Origin of the sequence: Pseudomonas sp. SL4(2022) (assembly GCF_026625725.1) — a bacterium.
Taxonomy (GTDB): domain Bacteria; phylum Pseudomonadota; class Gammaproteobacteria; order Pseudomonadales; family Pseudomonadaceae; genus Aquipseudomonas.
The window spans coordinates 1750037-1767716 of sequence record NZ_CP113060.1 but is presented as its reverse complement, the minus strand read 5'-3'; the positions used below and the strand labels follow the sequence as shown (position 1 = coordinate 1767716).

Annotated in this window: 16 protein-coding genes and 2 riboswitches; of the genes, 6 read left to right on the top strand and 10 right to left on the bottom strand. The window is 65.7% G+C overall.

The genetic code is table 11. The features are described 5' to 3' along the window. Positions 1 to 35: 35 nt before the first annotated feature. The 7 genes from OU997_RS08505 to cbiE all read right to left on the bottom strand — a co-directional run bounded on the left by OU997_RS08505 (position 36) and on the right by cbiE (position 8162). A complete protein-coding gene (locus OU997_RS08505; protein ID WP_267809650.1) occupies positions 36 to 1055 on the bottom strand; it encodes a FecCD family ABC transporter permease in 1020 nt (339 codons plus the stop codon). Next, the gene (locus tag OU997_RS08500) at positions 1052 to 2005 is read right to left on the bottom strand and encodes an ABC transporter substrate-binding protein (protein WP_267809649.1); all 954 of its coding nucleotides are present in this window, start codon (positions 2003 to 2005) and stop codon (positions 1052 to 1054) included. Before OU997_RS08500 ends, OU997_RS08505 begins: the two co-directional genes overlap by 4 nt. Then, entirely contained in the window at positions 2002 to 2772 is a 771-nt protein-coding gene (locus tag OU997_RS08495) for an ABC transporter ATP-binding protein (protein ID WP_267809648.1), read from the bottom strand. Before OU997_RS08495 ends, OU997_RS08500 begins: the two co-directional genes overlap by 4 nt. Next, the gene (locus OU997_RS08490; protein WP_267809647.1) at positions 2772 to 4883 is read right to left on the bottom strand and encodes a TonB-dependent receptor; all 2112 of its coding nucleotides are present in this window, start codon (positions 4881 to 4883) and stop codon (positions 2772 to 2774) included. Before OU997_RS08490 ends, OU997_RS08495 begins: the two co-directional genes overlap by 1 nt. Positions 4884 to 5037: 154 nt before the next feature. Next, positions 5038 to 5243: riboswitch (cobalamin riboswitch) on the bottom strand. Positions 5244 to 5305: 62 nt separating this feature from the next. Continuing rightward, positions 5306 to 6022, bottom strand: coding sequence for a (2Fe-2S) ferredoxin domain-containing protein (locus tag OU997_RS08485; protein WP_267809646.1), 717 nt, complete (start codon positions 6020 to 6022; stop codon positions 5306 to 5308). 224 nt (positions 6023 to 6246) lie between these two features. Then, positions 6247 to 6963 (bottom strand): cobalt-precorrin-6A reductase, encoded by a 717-nt coding sequence (locus OU997_RS08480; RefSeq protein WP_267809645.1) that lies wholly within the window; start codon positions 6961 to 6963, stop codon positions 6247 to 6249. Beyond that, complete coding sequence (gene cbiE, locus OU997_RS08475; protein WP_267809644.1) at positions 6960 to 8162, bottom strand: precorrin-6y C5,15-methyltransferase (decarboxylating) subunit CbiE; 1203 nt, start codon at positions 8160 to 8162, stop codon at positions 6960 to 6962. Before cbiE ends, OU997_RS08480 begins: the two co-directional genes overlap by 4 nt. Before the next feature lie 58 nt (positions 8163 to 8220). Next, positions 8221 to 8422: riboswitch (cobalamin riboswitch) on the top strand. Positions 8423 to 8659: 237 nt separating this feature from the next. Here cbiE and cobG point away from each other — a divergent pair. From cobG to OU997_RS08440, 6 genes are all read left to right on the top strand, one after another. After that, positions 8660 to 10015 carry a precorrin-3B synthase gene (gene cobG, locus OU997_RS08470; protein WP_267809643.1) on the top strand — a complete coding sequence of 452 codons (1356 nt, stop codon included), beginning with the start codon at positions 8660 to 8662 and terminating at the stop codon, positions 10013 to 10015. Next, positions 10008 to 10634: a precorrin-8X methylmutase gene (locus tag OU997_RS08465; RefSeq protein ID WP_267809642.1), complete on the top strand. Its 627-nt coding sequence runs from the start codon at positions 10008 to 10010 to the stop codon at positions 10632 to 10634. Before cobG ends, OU997_RS08465 begins: the two co-directional genes overlap by 8 nt. Further along, on the top strand, positions 10631 to 11383 hold the full coding sequence (locus OU997_RS08460) for a precorrin-2 C(20)-methyltransferase (protein WP_267809641.1): 753 nt from the start codon (positions 10631 to 10633) through the stop codon (positions 11381 to 11383). The genes OU997_RS08465 and OU997_RS08460 overlap by 4 nt, the downstream gene beginning before the upstream one ends. Before the next feature lie 134 nt (positions 11384 to 11517). Further along, positions 11518 to 13179, top strand: a complete 1662-nt coding sequence (gene cobJ / locus OU997_RS08455) for a precorrin-3B C(17)-methyltransferase (protein ID WP_267809640.1) — start codon at positions 11518 to 11520, stop codon at positions 13177 to 13179. Between the two features lie 290 nt (positions 13180 to 13469). Then, positions 13470 to 14096, top strand: a complete 627-nt coding sequence (locus OU997_RS08450; RefSeq protein WP_267809639.1) for a GNAT family N-acetyltransferase — start codon at positions 13470 to 13472, stop codon at positions 14094 to 14096. A gap of 272 nt (positions 14097 to 14368) precedes the next feature. Beyond that, positions 14369 to 15157 (top strand): PDZ domain-containing protein, encoded by a 789-nt coding sequence (locus OU997_RS08440; RefSeq protein ID WP_267809638.1) that lies wholly within the window; start codon positions 14369 to 14371, stop codon positions 15155 to 15157. A gap of 45 nt (positions 15158 to 15202) precedes the next feature. Here the strand turns inward: OU997_RS08440 and cobF are convergent, their stop codons facing one another. From cobF to OU997_RS08425, 3 genes are read right to left on the bottom strand one after another with little or no spacing between them, the layout of a single operon-like run. Continuing rightward, positions 15203 to 15976 (bottom strand): precorrin-6A synthase (deacetylating), encoded by a 774-nt coding sequence (cobF, locus tag OU997_RS08435; RefSeq protein ID WP_267809637.1) that lies wholly within the window; start codon positions 15974 to 15976, stop codon positions 15203 to 15205. Beyond that, entirely contained in the window at positions 15973 to 16659 is a 687-nt protein-coding gene (locus OU997_RS08430) for a vWA domain-containing protein (RefSeq protein ID WP_267809876.1), read from the bottom strand. The genes cobF and OU997_RS08430 overlap by 4 nt, the downstream gene beginning before the upstream one ends. Positions 16660 to 16661: 2 nt before the next feature. Beyond that, the gene (locus tag OU997_RS08425; protein WP_267809636.1) at positions 16662 to 17672 is read right to left on the bottom strand and encodes an ATP-binding protein; all 1011 of its coding nucleotides are present in this window, start codon (positions 17670 to 17672) and stop codon (positions 16662 to 16664) included. Positions 17673 to 17680 lie beyond the last annotated feature (8 nt).

Below are 17680 nucleotides of genomic sequence, written 5' to 3'. Positions count from 1 at the left end.
CTAAGGTGGACAAGGCGCAGCCTGTCCACCCAGGCTCAGCGCCGACGCAGTAAAAGCACGAAAAACACCCCGCCAATCGCCGCCGTGGCGATGCCAATGGGCAGGTCCTGCGGGGCCAGCAGGGTGCGCGCGGCGACATCCACCCAGACCAGAAACAGCGCGCCAAGCAGCGCACTGACCGGCAGCAGGCGACGATGCTCAGCGCCCACCAGAAAGCGCGCGACATGCGGCAGGATCAGCCCGACGAAACCGATGGCACCGCTCAGCGACACCAGCACCCCGGTCAGCAGCGAAGCGCAGACAAACACCAGCAAACGCACCCGGCGCGGTTCCAGCCCCAGGCTGACCGCGCTGTGTTCACCGGCCATCAGCGCATTCAGCGCCCGCGCCAGACCGAGCAACAGCAGCAAGGCCAGCATCAAGCACAACGCCGGCAGCCAGAGCAGTTCCCAGCGCGCCAGACCAAGGCCGCCGAGCATCCAGAAGATCACCGAACTGGCGGCATGGTGATCACCGAGAAACAGCAGCAGGTTGCTTGCCGCCATCATCACAAACGACACCGCCACCCCGGCCAGCAGCAGGCGGTCGCTCTCCAACCGGCCACCGCGACTGGCAATCGCCAGCACCAGCAGCATGCTCACCAGCGCGCCGACAAAGGCCGCCAGCGGCAGGCTGAGCAGGCCGATAAATTCCCCCAGGTACAGCACCACAATCACCGCACCGAACGCCGCACCGGAACTGACCCCAAGCAGATGTGGATCGGCCAGCGGGTTGCGCGTCACCGCCTGCAGCGCCGTGCCGACCAGCGCCAGCCCGGCCCCCACCAGCGCACCGAGCACCACCCGTGGCGCACGGATCAGCCAGACGATGCTGTCCTGAGCGCTGCTCACCGCCTGCGCCGGCTGCAGGTCGAACAGGCGCTGACCCAAAATCTCCAGCACACGCGGCAAGGGCACTGGCGCGGCGCCAAAGCCCAATGACGCCGCGCAGGACAGGCCCAGCGCCAAGGCCAGCACCAGCAGCAACAAACGGTAAGCGTGCGGGCTGCGAATCATCGGGCAAAGGCCTGCGGGTGCAGCGCCGCGGCCAGGGTTTCGATGGCGGCGGCGTTTTCCAGGCTCGGTGTCACCGCCAGGTACGGCAGCACCACAAAGCGCTGTTCACGGATCGCCGTCAGCCCCTGCAAGGCCGGATGCTGTAGGAGGAAATCACGCTTCTGCGCCGCGCTGCGCTCGCCGTAATCGACGATCAGAATCACCTCGGGGTCGCTGCTGATTACCGCTTCCCAGCCGACGCGCACCCAGCTCGCGGCCAGCCCGTCCATCACATTGCGCCCCCCCGCCGCCTCGATCAAAGCCTGGGGCATGGCCAAACGGCCGGCGGTAAACGGGCTTTCCTCGCCGCTGTCGTAGAGAAATACCCGTGGCGCCGGACCGCTGTCGGCCAGGCGGGCACGCACCGCCGCCACCCGTTGCTGCATGCCCAGCACCAGCGCCTCGGCGCGCGGCTCTACGGCAAAGATGCGGCCGAGGTTGTGCAGGTCGGTGTAGACATCCTCCAGGCTGGCTACCCGGCGTGGCATGACATGAGCGCAGGACTCGCTCAGCTCGTACACCGGAATGCCGAACCGCGCCAGGCTGGCCGGGGTGACTTCACCGCCGACGCGCATGCCGTAGTTCCAGCCGGCGAAGAAGAAATCCGCCTCGGCGTTGAGCAGGTTTTCCAGTGACGGGTGCCGCGCCGCGAGCTCGGGCAAATCGGCCAGCTGCGCCATCAGCGTGGGGTTGGGGGTTTTCCAGGCGCTGATGCCGCTGTAGCCGACCATCCGCGATTTCAGCCCGAGGGCCAGCAGCATGCCGGTCAGGTTGATGTCCTGACTGACGGCGCGCTGCGGCGGCTGCTCGATGGTCAGCTGACGGTCGCAGCTGGTGACGGTAACCGCCTGGGCGGGCAGGGTCGCGCCCAGCAACGGCAGGCACAAGGCGTAAGGCAGAAAACGCTTCATGGATTGATCCAGGTAATACGCGGGTGCCCCGCGAGGGGATGACGGTCGACCAGCGCCTGCACGCCATACACCTCGGCCAGCAGCGCTTGCGTCAGCACTTCGGTTGGAGTGCCGCTGGCCACCACGCGGCCGTGGTCGAGCACATACAGGCGGTCGCAGAAGGCCGCCGCCAAATTGAGGTCGTGGAAGCTGGCCAGGGTTGCCAGGCCGAGGGTTTTGATCAGCCGCAACAGTTCCAGCTGATAACGCGGATCAAGGTGGTTGGTCGGCTCGTCGAGGATCAGCAGCGTCGGCTGCTGCACCAGGGCGCGGGCCAGTAGCACGCGCTGCTTCTCGCCGCCGGAGAGATGAGCGAAGGCCTGGCACTTGTGCTCAGTCAAACCGACCCGCGCCAGGGCCTGCTCGACCAGAGCGTGATCGGCCTGATCATCACCATCGAACAGGCCCTTGTGCGGCGTGCGGCCCATGGCGGCGACTTCGGCCACGGTGAGGCCGAAGTCCTGGGGAAACTCCTGCAACACCACCGCCACCCGCTGCGCGCACCAGCGCGGCGAGCGGCTCCACAGCGCTTCGCCGTCCAGCTCCACCGAGCCTTGATCGGGCCGCTGAAAGCGGTAGGCGCAGCGCAGCAGGCTGGTCTTGCCGCTGCCATTGGGGCCGAGCAGGCCGACCAGCTGACCGTCGCCCACCGCCAGCTCGATGCCGTCGAGCAAGGCCTGCTCACCGTTGGGCGACCAGGCCAGCTCGCTGATCTGCAAGCGCGCCATCAGAAACGGTAATCGGCAGTGACGAACAACGAACGCGGTGCGCCCAGGTACCACTGCTGGCCATCGCTGCTGCCGCTGGTGGCGTACTGGCGGTCGAACAGGTTGTTCAACTCCAGGCCCAGACGCACATCCGCCTGCACCTGCCAGCCGACAGTGGCATCGACCACGGTGTAGCTCGGCAGCGTCACGCTGTTCGCCGTGTCGGCGTAGCGCGCATCGACATAACGTGCGCCGACCCCGGCATCCACCTGCTCACTCAGCGCCTTGCTCAGCCACAGGTTGGCGGTGCGCCGTGGCACGTTGGTCGGCCGATTACCGCTGCGGTCACCCCCGGCCTCCGTGAAGTCGTCGTACTCGGCACGCACCCACGCGGCGTTGGCCGAGACCTGCCAACCCTGGCCCAGCGCCAGCTCCAGGGTGGCTTCCAGGCCGTCGGAAGACTGCTGGCCGATTTGTTCGGTCGGCGCGGTCGGGGTGGCGCGGCTGAGCAGCTTCTCCTTGACGATGTGGTAAGCGGCCAACGTCCATTCGCCCTGGCCATTCCAGAACGCCTGCTTAAGGCCGATTTCGGTCTGCTTGGCCTCGCTCAGGTCGAACTGCTGCTGCGTCGGATTGAGCGTCAGCAGGTTGCTCACGCCTTCGGTGCTGGTGGCGTACTGGCCGTACAGCGACAGCTCGGGCGTGACCTCGAAGACCAACCCGGCACGCCAGTTGTCGCCCGTCAGGCTGCGGTCGGCGCTGCTGTCGTTCAGCAGGTTGTCGCGCTGGATATGCAGCTGATCGCGGCGCACACCGCTGACCAGCGACAGGCGTTCGGTCAGCTGAGTGCGGTTCTCGGCGAACAGCGAGAACTGCCGCGCCAGGTTGCGTTCGCGCGGCCCATACCCCAGCGGATCGGTGCTCTGGTACTGACCGCCACCGCTGCCGGCGAGCGGCACGCTGTCCGTGAAGCTGCTGGCAAAGTCGTGCTGGCGGGCGAAGTGGATGCGGTTGTAATCCACGCCCACCACGCTGCGGCTCTCCAGGCCGAACAGGGCGTGCTCCAGGGTGAAGGTCTGGCGGTCGCCGACCTGCTCCTGGGTGTGCTTGATCTCGTAGAAATCGCTGCGCTTGACCTGATCACCCGGCTGCCAGCGATAGGACTCGGCATTACGCCAGTAACGCTGGGTCTTGATGTAGTAGAGCTGGTTGCTGGCGCTCAGGGCATCGTTGATGCGCCAGTCACTGACCAGTCGGGTGATCTGGTCGTTGTAGCGAACCTCGGCGTTATCAACGTTGTAATTACGCTCGCGCAGGCGCTCGCGGTACTGGCCGGCGACCAGCGGCGTGCCCAGGTAGCGCTGCGGGTCCTGATCGCCGTGATCATGAGACAGGGTAAAGCTCAGCGCATCGCTGGCATCCCAACGCAAGGCGGCGCTCAGCGCCTGGCTCTGCGACTCACCGTCATCGACCCAACCGTTGCTGGCCAGCTGATTGAGGTTGAGGCGGTAGCTCAGTGCATCGCTCAGCGAGCCGCCGCTGTCCAGCGCAGCCTGGCGGCGGTCGTCGCTGCCGTAGCCGAGGCGCAGCTGGTTGCTGATGGCGCCGCTGAACGGCTTTTTCGGCACCACGTTGATCACCGCGCCGGTCGCGCCTTCACCGTAGAGCACCGAGGCCGGGCCGCGTAGCACGTCAACGCGCGCCACCGACCAGGTGTCGACCGGGAAGGTCACGGTGCCGGCCCCGACATACTGACGGGTGCCGTCATACAGCTGCATGGTCGCACTGTGCCCGGTAAAGCCACGCGCCGACAGCGCGGTGCCGCCATTGCCAGGGCTGCCGATGCTGCTGATGCCAGGGGTGCGGGTGACCGCGTCCTGCACGCTGAGGTTGTTACGCCCGCGCACCTGCGCGCCGCTCAGGCTGCTGGTGCTGGCCGGGGTTTGCAGGGCGCTCAGGCCCAGGCGCGAACCGCTGCTGGTGGGCGTATGCAGATCGCTTTCGCCCTCCGCAGCAGCCTTGGCCTGAACGGTCGTGGCCGGCAAATTGACCGGGGGCTCGCCCGCCACAGCCGTACCGGCCAGGCACAGGGCAAGGGAAACAGAGAGTTGAGACAGGGGATAGCGCGCCATGATGCTTCCATCGCAAAAGGGATAGGCACGGCAATCCCGATGGAAACGCGCAACAGCAAAACACGGGCGCACAGGCACCCACGATCGGCGTCAACGCCCGCCCACCGCGGGTTGCCAAACAGTTGGGAGTTGCCGCTGCATCACGGGCAGCGCACAACATCCCTAAGAATCAGGCCGGTCTCCGGGCTTACGAGGGTCATGAAGCCATCGCCTTCCCATGCAGAAACTGCACAGTGGCATCGTGATGACGTCGCTCGCTTACCGTTGCGGGGGCAGCGTCGGACTGGCCCAAAGGGCGCACCGACTTCCCGTTTAACCTCACGCGCGGCGGCGTGAGACACCTGAAACGGCGCGGATATGACCATTCAGGCCGATCCGCGTCAAGTTTTTAGCTGTTGCCGAATGGCTCTACAGCAGTCTTCTCAGCCCTTATCAATGCGCAGCTCGGGCACGGCGCGGCCGGCCACCAGGCGCTCATCGACCAGGCGGATCAGCTCGGCTTCATCGCGCACGCGGAACCACTCACCGGCCGGATAGAGACTGGCGGTCGGGCCCAGATCGCAGGGGAACTGGCACTGCGTACGGGTGATATGCACCCCGCCCTCGCACTCCAGTTTGCCGGCGGCCTTGAGCCGTTGGCGCAGGTTTTTCCACAGGTCCAGCGCACCGCGCCGGGTGCAGCGCGGGCCGTTGCACAGCAGCAGGCGCTGCGCGTGCGGCGGAATCTGCGACCAGGCGTGATGCCCCGGCACGGCGGCCACCCCCACACAGGGCAGGTGCAGCTCGGGACGCTCGATCAGCGCGCAGGCAGCCTCCACCGGCAGGCCTTCAGCCTGGCCAATGGCGCTGGCGACAAACAGCTGCTCAGGGTTGGCCTGCTGGCACAGTTCGCTGCGCAGCCAATCGAGGTGCGGGCTGCTGCTTTGCGGCTCCAGGTCGATCACCAGCAACGGCCGCTCAGCCTCGGCCACGCGCTGCCAAAGCGACGCATAGCCCGCGCTGGTATCGACGATATCGGCCAGCGCCGCTTCCCCGCGTAGCTCAACCAGACGGCGGCGCAGCAGCTCGGCAAACGAGCCCTCGGCCAGGTCGGGGCCGACAAACAGAATGCGGGCGTAAGGGGAAACGGGCGTGGTCATGGCGGCCTCCAAAGCGGGGCGGCAGTCTAACAGGCGCTGTTTTCCGTTGGGCAACCCAGCCGCCCCGTAGGGTGGTTAGGCGCATAGAACAGGTCGTGAGCCAGCTGCATTGCCCGATGCGCCGAAACCCACCGTGGCAGACTCAGCCGCTATTCGATGGGTGACGCGCTGCGCAGGACTCAGTCGCTGTCCGCCTGACCGTCGATTGGCAGCGCTAACCCATCCTACGACAGCGCCTCGGCCAGCGCTTCAAGGCTGACAAACTCGCGATCCACCGCTGGCAACTCGGGCCGACGCAGCAGCAATACCGGCAAACCCAACTCCCGCGCCACCTGCAGTTTCGGCTCGGTGGACTGGCTGCCGCTGTTCTTGCTGATCAGCACATCGGTGCCTAAACGAGCAAATAACGCACGCTCCTCATCCAGCGCAAACGGCCCGCGCGCGCCGATAATCTCCGCACGCGGCACGCCTTGCTGGGCCGTCAGGCAGCGCACGGTCCAGTGCTGATGCGGGGGAATCTCATGCAGGTGTTCCAGCGGCTCGCGACCGAGGGTAAACAGCGGGTGCTGAAAGCTTTGCAGCGCCGCAACCAGCCCGGCCCAGTCGTCCACTTCGCGCCAATCATCACCCTCGCCGGCCTGCCAGCCGGGGCGGCGCAGCGCCCAGCAGGCAATCCCGCTCAGCTCGGCGGCGCGGGCGGCATTGCCGCTGATCTGCGCGGCATAGGGGTGGGTCAGGTCGAGCAGCAGTTCGATGCCCCGCAGGCGGATAAACGCCGCCAATCCTTCCGCCCCGCCAAAGCCGCCAACACGCACCTGACAGGGCAAATCATCCGGCACCCGGCCCAGCCCGGCCAGGCTGTAGATGCTTTCAGGGTCAAGGCGGCGCGCCAGACGCAAGGCCTCGGTGGTGCCGCCAAGCAGGAGGATGCGCGGGCTCACGGCTTGCGCACCACCAGCAGGGTGATCGGCAAGGCGCTGCGCCAGGTGTCGAAGCCGCCCAGCGGCTGCGCCTGGGCCACGCTGATGCGCGTCAGCTCGCCGCCCACCTGCTCGCGCCAGGCCACCAGCGCCGCTTCGCTTTGCAGGGTCACGGCATTGGCCAGCAAACACCCACCCGGCTTGAGGCTGGCCCAGCACTGCTCGAGCACGCCAGGGATGGTCACCCCGCCACCAATAAAGATCGCATCCGGCGCGGCCAATCCGGCCAAGGCTTCGGGCGCGCGGCCGGCCACCAATTGCAAGCTGGGCACGCCGAGGGCATCGCGGTTGTGCTGGATATGCGCCTGACGACTGGCGTCAGCCTCGATGGCCAGCGCCCGGCAGCTGGGGTGCGCGCGCATCCACTCAATGCCGATGGAGCCGCAGCCGGCGCCGACATCCCAGAGCAGCTCACCAGGTTGCGGCGCCAGGCGCGCCAGGGTGATAGCGCGCACATCGCGTTTGGTCAGCTGGCCGTCGTGCTGATAAGCATCGTCCGGCAAACCTGGCGTGAGCGGCAGCAAACGCGCACAGGCGCCCGCCACACAGTCGATTGCCAGCAGATTGAGGTCAGCGACGTGCGGCGCGGTCCAATCACTGGCCAGGCCGTCGATGCGACGCTCCTGATCGCCGCCCAGATGCTCCAGCACGGTCAGCCGGCTGGGGCCAAAACCGCGTTCACGCAGCAACTCGGCCACCGCCGCCGGGCTCTCGCCGTCATTGCTCAACAGCAGCAGCCGCGCGCCGGGGAAAATCTGCGCCTGCAGCGCCGCCAACGGCCGCGCCACCAGCGACAGCACCGTCACGTCCTGCAGTGGCCAACCCAGGCGAGCAGCAGCCAGTGAGACGGATGAGGGCGCAGAGAACACCCGCAATTCATCCGCCGGCAGCTGCCGCGCCAGGCTCGCACCCACGCCATAGAACAGTGGGTCACCGCTGGCCAGCACGCACACCGGCATCCCGCGCCGCGCCATTACCGGCTCCAGGCTAAAGGGGCTGGGCCAGCGCTCGTGCTGCCCTGGCAGATCGCTGGGCAGCAGCGCCAGCTGGCGTGGGCTGCCGACAATCCACTGCGCCTCGCCCAGCGCCTGGCGCGCTGCCTCACCCAGCCCGGCGTAACCGTCTTCACCAATGCCCACCAGGGTTAACCAGGCCGTCATACCCACTCCTCTGCCCCCGCCCGACAAGCTAGGGTGTCAGCGCATCAAACAAAGCGGGCATAATACAGCCTTCGTCGGTGCCCACCGCCATGGTGCGAGGGGCCTAAGAGGGAATCCGGAACGATCCGCTGATCGTGACCGAGCTGCCCCCGCAACTGTAAACAGCGAGTCTGCCGCCACTGTGCCACTGGGAAACTGGGAAGGCCGCGCCAGATGATGACCTGTCAGCCAGGAGACCTGCCGACGACGCGAGTCGCGAGTGCCAACATCGGGCGGGGTGTACCGATGCCATGAAATCCCCTGTGGGCGGATTTCGCTGGTTCGGTCGCCGCGTCGTAGAACCTGTTTTCGATCTAGCGAGCTAGAGACCTACAAGGCAAAAACAGGCGAGGAAGCGGAATGTACGAGCTGTACATGAGCATTCCGAGCCTGGTTTTAACGCAGTAGGGCCGACGCGCAGCAGATCGTAGACAGGTTCGTTGTTGCTGGTGAACTTGTTGCGCGACCTTGCCACCACTGTCGAGATACCGGCCCCACGCCCCGATAAACCGGGATCGGCGTGCCCCGGCCTGCTGCGTATCGTTCCGGCGCTGGACGGCGGCATCTGCCGGGTCAAGCTGGCCGGCGGCGTACTCAGCAGCCAACAGGCACGCGCCATCGCCGAAGCCGCCGAGCGCTGCGCCAGCGGTGTGCTGGAGCTGACCAACCGCAGCAATCTGCAGATTCGTGGCGTATTGCCCGGCCAGCAAGCCGAGCTGATCGAGCGCCTGCTGGCTGCCGGCCTCGGCCCGAGCAATCCGGCCGCCGACGATGTGCGCAATCTGCTGCTCAGCCCTGCCGCCGGCATCGATCCGCAGGCCTTGCTCGACACCCGCCCGCTGGCCGCCGCGCTGCTTGAGCTGCTGCAAACCACCCCGGCGCTGCATGGGCTGTCGGCCAAGTTCGCTATTCAGCTGGACGGCGGCGAAGCCCTGGCCATGCTCAAACACCCCCACGATATCTGGCTAAGCGCCCTGCCCGGTAAGTCAGCTCGCTTGGCCTTTGGCCTGGCGGGTTGCCCAGGTGATCAGCCGCTGGGCGTGGTCAACGTTGAGCAAGCCGTGCCGTTGGTGGAACAGCTGCTCAGGCTGTTCCTCGATCTGGCTGGCAGCGAACACAGCCGGATGCGCCAGCTGCTCAGCGTGATTCCCGCCCACCAACTGCTGCAACAGCTGCAAACGCGCCTGCCCTTTACCGTTCAGGCGCCACCGACCGATTGGCAACACAAACCAGTCAGCCCACGCGCGCCGATGGGCATTTATCCACAGCAGCAAAACGCCCTTTGCATGGTTGCCGCCGCTTCACGTCTGGGCCGAATCGACGCCACACAACTCAAAGCCCTGGCCGATCTGGCCGAGCAATATGGCGATGCCAGCCTGCGCCTGACGCCCTGGCAGGGTCTGTTGCTGCCGAATATCCCCGAGCACTCGGCAGACAACCTGCTGCACACACTGGCCGAACTCGGCCTGCTGATCGATGCGCAGGAACCACTTAGCAATCTGATCGCCTGCACCGGCTCAGCCGCCTGCGCCAAGGGCCTGAGCGACAGCAAGGCCGATGCCCTGCGCCTGGCCGAACACCTGCGCGCCAGCACAGCGCGGCCGCAGGTGCATCTCAGTGCCTGCCCACGCTCCTGCGCCGCCGCGCACACCGCGCCCTTTACCTTGCTGGCCAGCAGCGCCGGGCATTACCAGCTTTATCAACGCACGCCTGAAGCGGCCGGTTTCGGTCAGCTGCTGGCCAGCGCCATGACTATTGACGAGGCCGGCGACTGGTTCGCCGCCCACTGCGCAACAGGAAACAGTGATGCTTGAGTACATCCGCGACGGCCAGGAAATCTACCGCCAGTCCTTCGCCACCATCCGCGCCGAGGCTGATCTCAGCGCTATTCCGGCCGATCTGGAAAAGCTCGCGGTGCGGGTTATCCACGCCTGCGGCATGGTCGATGTGGTGCAAGACCTGCGCTTCTCCCCCGGCGCTAGCGCTGCCGGCCGCGCCGCGCTGGCCAATGGGGCGGCGATTCTCTGCGATGCGCGGATGGTCGCCGAAGGCATCACCCGCTCACGCCTGTCTGCCGCCAATCCGGTGATCTGCACGCTGCATGAGGCCGATGTTCCGTCCCTCGCCCGCGAGCTGGGCAACACCCGCTCGGCAGCGGCACTTGAGCACTGGCGCGAGCACCTGGAAGGCAGCGTGGTGGTGATCGGCAATGCGCCCACCGCGCTGTTCTACCTGCTGGAAATGCTCGACGCCGGCGCACCGAAACCGGCGCTGATCATCGGCATGCCGGTGGGCTTTATCGGCGCGGCGGAATCCAAAGACGCCCTGGCTGCCGACAGCCGTGGCGTGCCCTATGTGACCGTGCGCGGCCGGCGCGGCGGTAGCGCCATGGCGGTGGCGGCGGTCAACGCCCTGGCCACGGAGGTGGAGTGATGACGGTACAAAAAGGCCGCCTGCTGGGGCTCGGCGTCGGCCCCGGCGACCCCGAGCTGATCACCCTCAAGGCCCTGCGCCTGCTGCAATCGGCGGCGGTGGTTGGCTACTTCGTGGCCAAGGCTAAAGCCAACAAAGGCCAGGGCGGCAATGCCTTCGGCATCATCGAGCAGCACCTGACAGACGCCCAGCAGCGCCTGCCGCTGGTCTACCCGGTGACTACGGAAAAACTCGCCGCGCCGCTCAGCTATGAAGATGTGATCAGCGACTTCTACGACACCTGCGCGGTGCAGATCGCCGCCCGACTCGACGCCGGCCAGGATGTGGCGGTGATCTGCGAAGGCGACCCGTTTTTCTACGGCTCCTACATGTACCTGCACGACCGTTTGGCCGGCCAGTACGACGTCGAAGTGGTGCCCGGCGTGTGCTCCATGCTCGGCTGCGCCTCGGTGCTCGGCACCCCGCTGGTGTACCGCAACCAATCGTTAAACGTGCTCTCCGGCGTGCTCCCCGAAGACGAACTCAAGCAGCGCCTGCACAGCGCCGAAGCCGCCGTGATCATGAAGCTCGGGCGCAATTTCGAGAAAGTCCGCCGTGTGCTGCAGGAGCTGGGCATCGACCAGCGCGCCCACTACGTCGAACGCGCGACCATGGGCAACCAGCGCATCGTGCCGCTGGACGAAGTGGAGCCGATGTCCTCGCCCTACTTCTCAATGATCGTCATCCCCGGCGAGAAATGGCGCGGTTAGCAAACTGCAAACAACCCGTGGGAGGGGCTTTAGCCGCGACATGCTGTGGCCATCGCGGCTAAAGCGGATCGCCCCCCGGCCACGCCCACAAAAGCGCCATCGCACAGCCCACTCACCGTAGCCTGGAACACCTTATGACCGCCGCTCCCGCCATCATCATCCTCGGCCCCTCTGCTCTGCCCTGCGCGCGGCGCATCCAGGCGCGGTATCCGCAGGCTGAGATCCACGGCCAGGGCAGCCGAGTGACAGACGTTGAGCGCACCTATGAGGATTTCGGCGATAACCTGCGTGCGCTCTACCGCACCGGCACGCCGCTGATCGTGCTGTGCGCCGCCGGCATCGTGATTCGCAGTTTGGCCGCTGTGCTCGGCGAGAAAGACCGCGAGCCGCCGGTGCTGGCCGTGGCCGAAGATGGCAGCGCCGTGGTGCCGCTGCTTGGCGGCTTGGGCGGGGTCAACCGCATGGCGCGTGAGTTGGCCGCGCACCTGCAGGTCAGCGCGGCGATCACCACCAGCGGCGAACTGCGTTTTGGCACCTGCCTGCTCGAGCCGCCCGCTGGCTATGTGTTGGCCGATCTTGAGCAAGGCAAAGGCTTTGTCAGCGACCTGCTCGGCGGCCAGGCCGTGCGTATCGAAGGTGACGCGCCCTGGCTGATCCAGGCCAAGCTGCCGGTGACTGACGACGCCGCACGGGTGATCCATATCAGCCCGCACAGTCGAGCGGCGAATGCCGATGAACTGCTGATCCACCCGCAGCAGGTCGCCGTATGGATCGACCGCGCCAGCGCCGACTTACTCAGCGAACTGCAACAGGCGCTACAAGCCAGCAACCTGGCCGCGCAAAGCCTGGCCTGTCTGCTGGCCGCACCAGAGTTGATGGCCAACGCCGGCCTGCACGCCGCCGCCGCACAGCTCAACTTGCCGCTGCGTTTTATCGACGACGCGCAGCAACTGCCGCCGCTGCACAGTCAGCACGCCAACCTGCGCCTGCTGCTGGCCGCAGCACCCATCGATGCCAGCCAACTCGGCCGCCCCCGTGGCCGCCTGACGGTGATCGGCCTCGGCCCCGGCGCCGCCGAATTTATGGTGCCCGCTGCGCGCCAGGCGCTGGATGAGGCGCAGGACCTGCTCGGCTACGAAACCTATATCAAGATGGCCGGCCCGCTGCGCCCGGAGCAGGTGCGCCATTGCACCGATAACCGCGAAGAAATGCAGCGCGCCCGCCATGCCTTTGCACTGGCCGCCAGCGGCCGGCGCGTGGTGATGGTGTCGTCCGGCGACCCCGGCGTCTTCGCCATGGCCGCCGCCGTGCTGGAAGCCCTGCATGAATCGACCGACGCCGAATGGCAGCGGGTCGACCTACAGGTGTTCCCCGGCGTTTCCGCTGCGCTGGCCACCGCCGCCAAAGCCGGCGCGCCGCTGGGCCACGACTTCTGCCTGATCTCCCTGTCGGACAACCTCAAGCCCTGGGCGATTATCGAAAAACGCCTGGCCCACGCCGCCGCCGCCGACCTGGTGATGGCCTTCTACAACCCCATCTCCAAAGCCCGCCCCTGGCAGCTCGGCAGCGCGCTGGATATCGTCCGCCAGCAGCGCACCCCGGAAACCTTGGTGGTACTGGGCCGCGACATCGGCCGCCCCGGCGAAACCCTGCGCACCCTCACCCTGGGCGAACTGACGCCAGAGATGGTTGATATGCGCACCCTGGTGATTATCGGTTCCAGCCAAACCTGCCGCTTCCCCCGTGCCGAGGGTGGGGAGTGGGTGTATACGCCGCGCAGCTACCCACAGACGTAACAAACGTAGGACGGGTTGAGCGTGCGATACCCATCAGGGTTTTTACGGTTCATAAATGATGGGCTTGCAGCAGCATGGGTATCGCTGCGCTCAACCCATCCTACGAGACTCAAGCGCTGGGCGGAAAACGCCCAGCAGCCGCCTGACAGCGGTAAATAAATCTGTGCCACTTTATTCCTTGTCCCACTTTGTTCGTCTCTGTACCACCCAACCCCCGCCTAGCTGTCCCTGTGCTCCTGTACCCTTTGCTGCGAGCATACTGGCACTGATCTAGTCCTATGAGTCGGACCATGAAGTACCTTCCTGACGAGTTTCCCGAATTCTGCCTGCCCCGCTGCACGCTGCGGCGGATTCAGCGCCGTGACGTCAATGCGATTTTCACTGGGCTATCCCACCCGCAGGTGATTGCCCACTACGGAGTGTCTTACGACAGCCTCGAAGCGACAGACGAGCAGATGCGTTGGTACGACGCGTTGCTGGAAGAGCGCCGGGGCATCTGGTGGGGCATCGCCTTGCCGGGGAGAGATGAGCTAGTGGGCGCCTGTGGCTTCAATGAAGGTTCCTACACCGACCGCTGCCTGGACATCGGCTACTGGCTGATGCCGGAGTACTGGGGGCGGGGGCTGATGCAAGACTGCCTGCCCACCATCCTGCGCTTTGCCTTGGGCACCCTCGACGTGCACCGCATCCACGCCGATGTCGAGCCAGAAAACCCCGCCAGCGGCCGCTTGCTGGAGCGGCTTGGCTTTGTACTTGAGGGAACTCTGCGGGATGTGGAGTACAAAAACGGACGTTTCCTCAGCCTGCACCAATACAGCCTGCTGGCCACCGATCCGGCGGCGCGCACGTTGCTGGCGGACGACACACCGACCCTGCGCCCGACCCGTGGAGAGGACGCACCAGCGCTCAGCAAGTAGCTTGGAGATCTGCTGGTGGGCAACGCTTTGCTTACCCATCAAGTGCCCGCCATTACCCCTTACGCAATAACTAGCTATCCATAATCCATCCATGCTGCTCACGCAGCTCCGCACGGCGGCTGCGGATAATCTCGGCGACCTCGCTTAGCGGCCCGGCGACCAGAACGTAGGATGGGTTGAGCCGCACCCGCGTTGGGGGCTGACAGCGCAAAGTTGAGGCGCTATACCATTACGCTGAACGAGTTCACGTGACTAACAGGGAGTATCGATGCATGAGTGGCGTTATTAAATACAGTGCTGGTCTTGCCATCGCCGCGTCTTTCATGGGCTTGGCTGGCTGCGCCGGCGATAACGCGGTGGGGGGTGCAGCCCTTGCTGCCTCCATGATGGGTGCCGATGTCGGGATGTTAGCGCCAGTTGCCGAGATGGCGGCGGGAGCCTATGTAGCCTCTGCGGTTATGGGCCCCGATGGAGAAACGATCGCTCCAGCTTCAGCCGCAGCATCAAGCCCTGCGCCCACCGTAGCATCCTCATCGCCCGATGCTTTGGCCATGAACGGAACCAAGACGCTGACCCTGGAGACTCCTGAGCGCTATCGCCACAAGTCATGCGAGTACATTGAAGTGTCGCTTACAGATGCTCATGCCTATGAGACAAGCGGGGATCCCGTTTGGAAGCAGGTCGGAACAACCCGCAAAGCATTAGCCAACCAGGCATGGTTTGACAAAGGCTGCCAGCGCGCCAATTTCCCATGGGGCAAAATTGGCATGAGTATTAGTACCGTCGACCCGCAGCTGGCGCAGCTTAGATCCTATCCAACAAGTGGAGTAGTGGTTGTCTCCACTCTGCCAGGCAGTCCAGCCCAGCAAGCGGGAATGTTGCCCTGGGACATCGTGATTGCTGTCGGCGACCAGCCTGTTGCCGACTCCGAGGATTTCCGGATTCAAGTCGTCAAGGCGGCTATTGGTTCATCTATCACGCTGAAGACATGGCGTGCAGGAACCTATTCGAGCATACCGGTTGTGGTAACTGCGGGAGACACGCAGAAAGCCACAAAATAATTGATTCACACTGCAGGGTGGACACTTGCTTGTCCACCCTGCACCTCAAGGCCCCTCCTTTTCCAGTTTGCGCAGCAAATAACTATCCATAATCCACCCGTGCTGTTCGCGCAGTTCGGCGCGGCGGGTGCGGATGGTGTCGGCGACCTCACTCAGCGGGCCGGCGATCAGCACTTCGTCCGGAGTGCCTATATAGGCACCCCAGTAGATGTGCATGGCTTGCTCGACAAAGCGTTGGTAGGTGTCCTGGGCGTCGAGCATCACCAGCACGCTGTCCAGCCCATCCGGAAAGCCGTCTTCGGCCAGGCGGCGCGCCGGGGTGATCTGGAAGGCCTGGCCGATGCTGTTAAAGCAAACCTTATGCTTGGCCGCCAGGGCTTGCAGGCTGGTGATGCCAGGGATCACTTCGTACGCAATTTGTTCGCTGCTGTTGGCCACGATCTGTTCGACGATACGCAGGGTGCTGTCGTACAGCGCCGGGTCGCCCCAGACCAGAAAAGCGCCGGTTTCGCCATCGCGCATCTGCTCGCGAATCATGCCTTCGAACACCTGCTGTTTGTCCTGATTGAGGTCGACCACGCTGCCGCGATAGTCCGGCACATCGCGCACCCGCTCCGGGCAATCGGCGCTGACAAAGCGGTAATCGCGGCCCTGGATAAAGCGCTCGCAGATGGTCTTGCGCAGGCCGATCAAGCTGTCTTTGGCGCTGCCCTTGTCCATCAGGAAGAACACGTCCGTGCGGTTAAGGGCGTTGATCGCCTGCACGGTCAGGTAGTCCGGGTCGCCGGCACCGATGCCGATGATCAACAGGGTTTTCATAAAGCGGTCTCCAGGCTGCCGGCTAACAGCGGCAGCGAATCAATATGTCGGTAGTCGGCGCCCAGCTCATCCGCCAGCTGACGCGCGCGGCCGAGGCGGATCGGCGCGCTTTCGATATCCACCAGCAGCGCCGGGCAGGCGCTCGGGGTTAACGTCGGCCAATCGAGCAGGCGGCCATCGGTAATGATCAATAAACGCTGACGCTCAGCCGGGTGCAGGCGCTGCCGCCGCGCCTGCCAGTCGGCAGCCTGCTGCAAAGCAGCAAACAGCGGCGTGCCGCCGCCCGCGCCCAGCTCGGCGAGCCAATCTTGCAAAGCTTGGGAGGCTTTCTGCCCTTGCCAGAGCCATTGCGCCTGGCGGCCGGTGGCGTGCAGCACAGCCAGGCGCGCCCGTTGCCGGCGGGCCTGCTCGAACACCTCACTGAGCAGGCCTTTGGCTTTGCTCAGCGCGCCATGCCGGCGGGTCGAGGCCGAGGCGTCGACGATCACCAGCCACAGCTCCGCAGGCTTGGCGCTGCGCGGGCGCAACACGAGATCCTGTCGAGTACGCGGGCGACCGTTAAGCAGGCTCACCGGCCAATCGATACGCCCTGACGCACCACTGCGACTGGCACCGTTGCGACCATTGCCGAGTGTGCCGGGAGCGGCCCGGGCATCCGCGTCTGGGGCTGTGCGCGGGCGGATGCCTAGGGCTTTTTTGTCCAGCGCGGCGGTTCACGCCGGACGCCGAGGCTCTGCACCTGAGCGGGCAATTCGCCCCACTGGCCCTCACCTTGCGGCGCTTGTGGCTGCTCACTGGCGGCGCTGTTGTCGGGTTGCGGCTGCGGGGGTTGCGCGGCAGGCGGCGGATTGTGGCGGCGACGATGACGCAGAACGAAGTCTTCCACCACATCGATATCCACCGATTCAATGTGTTGCGCACCGCGCCAGGCGGCATGGGCACGGGCCGCGCGCAACCAGACCAGATCGGCGCGCAGGCCATCGACGGCGGCGGCGAAGCAGCGCTGGCTGATCTGCTCAAGGGCGGAGTCATCCAGGGGAATAGCCGCCAGCCGCGCACGGGCGTTCTGGCAGCGTTCACGCAGCGCGTCCTGCTGGGTTTGCCAGCGCTGCAGAAAGGCCTGCGGGTCGGCATCGAAGGCCAGGCGGCGACGGACGATCTCGGCGCGCTGGGCCGGTTGCGGCTGGGCGTCCAGGGCCAGGTTAAGGCCGAAGCGATCGAGCAACTGCGGGCGCAACTCGCCCTCTTCCGCGTTCATGGTGCCGATCAGCACAAAACGCGCGGCATGCCGATGGGAAATACCGTCGCGCTCGATATGGTTGACCCCGCTGGCGGCGGCATCCAGAAGCAGGTCGACCAGATGATCGGGCAGCAGATTGACCTCATCGACGTACAAAACGCCGCCATTGGCCTTGGCCAGCAGGCCGGGAGAAAACTGTGCGCGCCCCTCACCCAGGGCGGCGTCCAGATCGAGGGTGCCGACGATGCGCTCTTCGCTCGCGCCCAGTGGCAGGGTGACAAAGGTGCCGCTGGCGAGCAGATCGGCCAGGCCACGGGCCAAGGTCGATTTGGCCATGCCGCGCGGGCCTTCGATCAGCACGCCGCCAATCGCCGGGTCGATAGCCGCCAGGCACAGCGCCAGTTTCAGGTCATCGGCGGCGACCACGGCAGCGAGGGGGAAGTGGCTATCGGTCATGGCAGGCT